This window comes from Halomonas sp. GXIMD04776, assembly GCF_049808615.1.
Classification (GTDB): Bacteria; Pseudomonadota; Gammaproteobacteria; order Pseudomonadales; family Halomonadaceae; genus Modicisalibacter.
Genome location: NZ_JBNCAN010000024.1, coordinates 69,491 through 75,717, shown reverse-complemented (window position 1 = coordinate 75,717; position 6,227 = coordinate 69,491). Strand labels below are relative to the sequence as shown.

Below are 6,227 nucleotides of genomic sequence, written 5' to 3'. Positions count from 1 at the left end.
GTTCTGAAACCAAAGAACTGATCAAAAAACCATCAAATTAGAGGCTTGGGCGCGGCAACGGCCCGCGCCCTCGGAATCTGGGCGCTGCTGACCAGCCCGGTGCAATATCCGGGCTAGGGGTCGCCGGACTGGGTTACATGTCCAATCAGCAAGGACAAAGGGCCATTGCCAATGTCGATCGCTTGAACGCGGGGCTACTCAAGCCCATCAACCGCACCCGGGTGAATATCGCCAATGCACAAATAGCGATGCAGGAATTCGTCGATCGTATGAGTCGAGGCGAAAGCGATGAAGCTAAAGCATCACTTGCAGAGGCCCAAGCCATCTTGCAGCGTACCGAGATGCTGTTTACCCGCTATCTGGAGACACCTAAAAACTCAGAACAGGGTCGTCAGTTCGAACAGCGAATTCAGGCAGCTTACAATGAACTCGTCAATAATGGACTCCTGCACCAGATAGAAGCCCTGGAGCGAGGCAATCTCACTGCGTACGCCACCCTGAAACCTAATATTGATGCGGCTGGGGCAGAATTCCGTCAAGTCAGCCGAGAATTGATGGACTATGTTGAGGAGCGCATCAGCACCTTCATGAACGGGTATGCCGAGCAGACCGACACCGCCGAGATCATCATGCTGATAGTCCTGGTATTGGCCGGCACAATCGTTCTGCTCGTCCGTACCGGCATGATCCGCATGGTCATCCGCCCCTTGCAGGAGGCAGTGCAACATTTCGGCCGCATTGCCGGGGGCGATCTTTCTCATAAGGTCCAGGATTATGGCCGCAACGAGATCGGTCAGTTGTTTTCCGCGATGCGCGACATGCAGGATGGTTTGACCAAGACCGTCTCGACGGTACGCAACAGCAGCGGCTCGATTCATATCGGGTCGCGGGAAATCGCCAGCGGCAATACCGACCTCTCTTCACGAACCGAGGAGCAAGCGGCGGCACTTCAGGAGACGGCTGCCAGCATGGAAGAACTGACGACCACGGTGAAGCAGAACGCCGACAATGCTCGTCAGGGCAGCACGTTAGCGAAAGAGGCGTCCACTACCGCGACTCGGGGTGGCGAGGTGGTTCGAGGTGGTTAATGAAGTCACCACTACCATGCGCGGCATCGCAGCCAGCTCCAAACAGGTTACCGATATCATCGGTGTCATCGACTCCATCGCTTTCCAGACCAATATCCTGGCGCTGAATGCCTCGGTGGAAGCAGCCCGGGCCGGCGAGCAGGGCCGAGGCTTTGCGGTGGTGGCTTCCGAGGTGCGCAATCTGGCCAGCCGCAGTGCGGACGCCGCCAAGGAGATCAAGGCATTGATCGAAGCATCCGCCTTGCAAATCGATCAAGGATCAGCCTTGGTCGAAAGCGCCGGCGGCACCATGCGCGACATCGTTGAATCCGTGCGCCGTGTCACCGACATCATGGACGAGATCTCCAGCGCTTCTCAGGAGCAGAGTTCCGGCATCGAACAGGTCAATCAGGCCATCACTCAGATGGATCAGGTGACTCAGCAGAACGCTTCCCTGGTCGAGGAAGCAGCAGCAGCTGCCTCCTCACTCGAGGAGCAGGCCGAGCAGCTCGAAGCGGCCATGTCGATCTTCCGCCTTAGCGACAGTACGGCCAAGAGATCTACCGCTATCGCTCCTGCCCAGAAGGCGCCACATGCCCTGCCGTCTGCGACAAGCAAGCAGGTATCGAGCGCCAGCAAGCAGGATGCCGCCAAAAAGGCACCTGCGACGTCCGACGAGATGGAATGGGAGGAGTTCTAAGCGATCGGCTTCAAGAGTATGCCGGGTGACCGGCATACTCATTTCCTCGTTATTTTCTCCATTATTCCTATCACCCCCTTCCCTTCTTTCCTGGCAATTTACTCTCCCAATTCAAGAACTTTTACCTAGGTTAACATCCGAGATTAACATCAAAATCACATCCCATATTTCCATTGACAGTCTATAAATGAGAACTACATTTTGAAGATGTGACATGGAATCACATGGTCAGTTGAAATAGTCGATTTCGGCTTTTTTAACATGGGTTAAATAGGGAGATGCCGCATGACCAATCCAGAAAACCCCACCACTCCAAACACGTCTTCTTCGGGTAGCACATCTACCGGCACGGCTACTTCGCATCACGATGACATGAAGGAAAAAGGTCGCCAGACTGCCGACGAAGTCAGGGATGCGGCACGTGCTCAGGCCGAAGGCATGTTCGATCATCAGAAAGGCGTGGCAGCGGATCAAGCGGAAAGCCTATCGACGGTCTTTCGCAAGATGGCGAAAGAGTTCGAGGCACAGGATCAGCGTTATTTTTCTGGTTACGCCAATAATATCGCCAGGGCTACGGACGCTATTTCCCAGCGATTGCGTGAACAGAACCTGGACACCCTGATGTATCAGCTACAGGACTATAGCCGTCGTCAACCCGCCGTGTTCCTGGGCGGTGCGATCGCGGCCGGCTTCTTCCTGGCGCGCTTCTTGAATAGCTCGCAGCAACATAGCCCGTCGAACGCGTCCTATTCCGGATCGTCTACCTTGTCTGCGCCTGGCACTGCCAATACGACCCCGGGTGCCGGCAGTACGACACCGGGTGCGCCGAGCGGCTCGCCTGGTTCGAGTCCTTATTGAAGCTTGATACGTTCGCCTGATAGAGAAACCGGCAAGCGCAAACAACTCAGCTCTACCAGCCAGGGAGGCTAACAGCATGGATACAGACAACAGAAACACGACGAGAGAGAACACTTCGTCTTTCGGGTCCTTGATCGCGAGCCTGACGAATGAAGTCACGGCGTTAGTGCGTAACGAAGTCGATCTTGCCAAGGCGGAAATGGCACAGAAGGTCTCCCAGGTGGGTAACGGTATCGGCTCCATTGCAGCGGCCGGCGCGGTGCTCATGTGCGGTTTTCTGGTACTGCTCGCCGCAGCGGTGTTCGGACTGGATACGGTACTTCAGACGCCTTGGCTCTCTGCGCTGATCGTGGGCGTCATCGTCGTCATTATCGGGTTCATCATGCTGCAGGGCGGTAAGAAGAAACTCAAGGCCACGAACCTGATGCCTCAACGCACTATCTCCAGCGTTCAATATGACAAGGATTTGGCACAACATCACAAAGGCCAGGCTAAGGAGCAGCTGAAAAATGAGCGATAACCAGGATAATCAGGACACCCGTAAGCCCGAAGAGATCGAATCCGATATCGAAGGGAATCGCGAACGGCTGGATCGCACTCTGCACGAACTCGAAGAGAAGATCTCGCCTCAGCGATTGATAGACACCACGCTCGACTATGTGCGCAGTGGAGGGGCCAATGAATTTGCTTCCAACCTGAGCGATACCATCAAGAACAATCCGGTGCCTTTTGTGCTTACCGGCGTTGGCCTGGGCTGGCTGATGATGGCCCAGCGCAACCCCGACAAGTATTCACGTCGCCAACACCATGATGACGTTGATATCCATGGCTACGAGGACAGCCGACACTATCCCATGACCACGCGTCCGGCGCCTACCGGCACAGCCACTGGCTCCACTCGGGTACCACCGACATCGTCAGTACCTTCTTCCACTAGCGTTCCGCCGACCACCGGCACGACCGCACCGACGACGACCCGCGTGCCGCCGGCTGCGTATACGACTGGCGCCGTGGGAGATACGGACTACGATGATCGTCAAGGCAAGGATCGGATGAGCGGTGCCAAGGAAAAGGCGCAACACATATCGAGCGGTGTGAAAGGCCGTGCCCAGGACATGTCGAATAGCATGCGTGATGGTACGGCGAGGATGAAAAGCGGCTCGCGTTCCGCCCTGCGCGGTGCCTCTCAAGGCGCTCAGAATGCAGGACAGCAAACCACGCAGTTCATCCAGGAGCATCCTCTGGTGACGGCGGCCTTGGGCGTCGCCATTGGCGCCGCAATCGGAAGCCTGTTACCGTCCACGCGCTTTGAGAATGAGCGGTTCGGCGATACCCGGGACAAGCTGGTCGATCGTGCCGCCGAGGAAGGTCAGAAGCATGCCGACAAGGCCCAGGCAAAGGTACAGGACAAGGCTGAACAGGCAAAACAGAATGCTCCAGCGGGCTCTGGTTCTCAGAGCACCCCGGGGGGTTCAGGTACACCCGGGGTCAGCACACCCGGCAATCCATCCCAGGCGTCGCCATCAAGCCCGACCAGGCCAACGGAGCAAGATATTTCAAGAACCGATATGGGTTCTGGCAACCCGCCGTCGAGAGGAGTCTAATAAGCGATTTTTGATATAGTTCTATTTCAAGAGAGAACCCGTTTGCCGGTTCTCTCTTTTTTGCTTTAAAGCACTTTTAAATAAAGCACCATCGCTTTTCGATCTTTCTGGCAGACTTACAAAACCTCAGAGGCAAGAACACCATTGATGAGCTCCGACGAAGGAAAGACGCGTTCTCCCGCGCCTTTCAGTCCCGATACGAGGCATACTCCAGCAATTGCTTCTCGAGACTCCTGGCACTCAAGAGCATACAGATAACGCGCCCCTTCTTTGAGCCCATCCAGATGCTCGGCAAAGTTCTGAAAATAGAGCTCCACGACCTTGTTGTGCTCGTTGAGAACGGAGAAGAAAGGGGCCTCGAGCCGGTTGTCACCCAACAGGATTTCGTGGCCACTGCTTCTGATTTCTCCGCTGACCGTCGGCATGCCCCACAAGCCACGGGCAAAGCTCAGGTAGGGTGTTACGTCGCCGCTGGTGTAGTAATCCTTGGTATAGGCTGGCGCACTGGCGGGCTCCGGCTCGAGTAGCGAGCGCCCGAACCCCAGTGCGGTCTTATCCGCCCCCATCAAACTCATGAGGGTGGCACCGACATCGAGCATGGTCCCCTGTACCCTGCGCTCCCCTGGGGCTACATCGCTGTCGAACACCATCAGCAGATTTTCCCGTTTATCCGCCTGCTCAATGATCTCCTGAGCATCGTTGACCATGGCCAGATGATCCGAGAGCACGACCAGCCGCGTATTCTGGTAATAAGGCGAATGGCGCACCCTTTCAATGAAACGCGATACCAGCCGATCCGCGCAACGCAAGGCGTTCAGCGTCTTGATGTCACCGTCCCGGTAGCGCACCTCCTGGCAGCTGGGCGAGATGTGGCCGTGCGGATGATGGGTGTCCATGGTCAGCGCAAAAAGCGCAAAGGGTGTTTCTTTCTTCGAGAGTTCGACGAATTCTGCATAGGTACTTTCCAGCACTTCGTCGTCGTAGGCGCCCCAGACGGCAAACTTGCCCTTGGTCTGTTGCCACTCTTTGAAATAGTGCTTGTCCCGCACGGTATCGAAACCGTGCTGTTCCAGGAAGCGCCCCTTCCCGGCGAATTTCGCGGAAGAACCTCCCATATAAACCGTATCGAAGCCGTTTTCGCCAAGATACTCGGCAAAGCACTTTGCCTTGGGCAGGAAGTGGGCCACCTTGCCCATCTCGTTGGCACCCGCTCCCGGCGTGACCAGCGGCAGGCCACATTGGGTATTCACGAGCCCCGCAATCGTCCAGCCGGCACCCGGGGTCTGCTCGATGCCGGAAAGGTAGGCAGATTCGCTGCGTAATTCCTGTAACTGCGGTAACAGATCAGGGAACAGACGCTCATCGAAGTACGTCGATTCGACACTCTCCAGGTAGAGCACGACCAGGTTCTTGTCACGACTCAGCGACCGCCGGTCGGTATTGTACAGCGCCTCTAGCCGACGTTCCTGATCGTCATCGAGTGTCGAGTAGGTATGGGTCAGCGCGACGATGTTCTGGTGCCAAGGTGACGCCAACCAGCCTGCGCCCACCAGCAGAACCCCCAGAGTCAACGACGCCATCAAACCGTGCACCGCAAAACGACCGGGACGGGGTGGCTCGATGTACTGAGACCGGCGTCGCTGCCAGGTAGTGATTAACGGGAGCAGAAGAAACAGCACCGCCAGACTGACAAACGCCGTGAATACGACGATTTCTCGCCAGAACTGAGTGTAATCCGCACCCTCGGTGCCACTGAAGAAATGAAAGATGACGGATTGATTGATGCCCACTCCGGTCATCATGTCCGCCACCCGCCACACGCCCCAGAAAAGGGTGTAGACGAAGCCAAGAGCACCCAGCACAATGGCCCAAGTCGAACGGGTCGAGACGATCAATATCAACAACCCAAGCACGATCACTACGCCCAAGGCGTGCCAGGCGATCAATGCCTCGAAGATGGCGTCGACATTCATGGACGTAGATACCCACTCAGCCAAT

At 56.4% G+C, this 6,227-nt stretch carries 6 protein-coding genes; 5 read left to right on the top strand and 1 reads right to left on the bottom strand.

The annotated features are described in order from the left end of the window. Positions 1 to 137: 137 nt before the first annotated feature. The 5 genes from ACPF7Z_RS15745 (at position 138) to ACPF7Z_RS15725 (ending at position 4,229) form a co-directional block, all read left to right on the top strand. Positions 138 to 1,088 carry a HAMP domain-containing protein gene (locus tag ACPF7Z_RS15745; RefSeq protein ID WP_425194205.1) on the top strand — a complete coding sequence of 317 codons (951 nt, stop codon included), beginning with the start codon at positions 138 to 140 and terminating at the stop codon, positions 1,086 to 1,088. After that, the gene (locus ACPF7Z_RS15740) at positions 1,081 to 1,767 is read left to right on the top strand and encodes a methyl-accepting chemotaxis protein (protein WP_425194204.1); all 687 of its coding nucleotides are present in this window, start codon (positions 1,081 to 1,083) and stop codon (positions 1,765 to 1,767) included. Before ACPF7Z_RS15745 ends, ACPF7Z_RS15740 begins: the two co-directional genes overlap by 8 nt. 285 nt (positions 1,768 to 2,052) lie before the next feature. After that, the gene (locus ACPF7Z_RS15735; protein ID WP_425194203.1) at positions 2,053 to 2,625 is read left to right on the top strand and encodes a hypothetical protein; all 573 of its coding nucleotides are present in this window, start codon (positions 2,053 to 2,055) and stop codon (positions 2,623 to 2,625) included. Between the two features lie 76 nt (positions 2,626 to 2,701). Then, complete coding sequence (locus ACPF7Z_RS15730; protein WP_425194202.1) at positions 2,702 to 3,145, top strand: phage holin family protein; 444 nt, start codon at positions 2,702 to 2,704, stop codon at positions 3,143 to 3,145. Next, a complete protein-coding gene (locus tag ACPF7Z_RS15725) occupies positions 3,135 to 4,229 on the top strand; it encodes a DUF3618 domain-containing protein (protein ID WP_425194201.1) in 1,095 nt (364 codons plus the stop codon). The genes ACPF7Z_RS15730 and ACPF7Z_RS15725 overlap by 11 nt, the downstream gene beginning before the upstream one ends. Positions 4,230 to 4,345: 116 nt before the next feature. On the opposite strand, the gene ACPF7Z_RS15720 is transcribed toward ACPF7Z_RS15725, so the two are convergent. Further along, entirely contained in the window at positions 4,346 to 6,202 is a 1,857-nt protein-coding gene (locus ACPF7Z_RS15720; RefSeq protein WP_425194200.1) for a sulfatase-like hydrolase/transferase, read from the bottom strand. Positions 6,203 to 6,227: the final 25 nt, after the last annotated feature.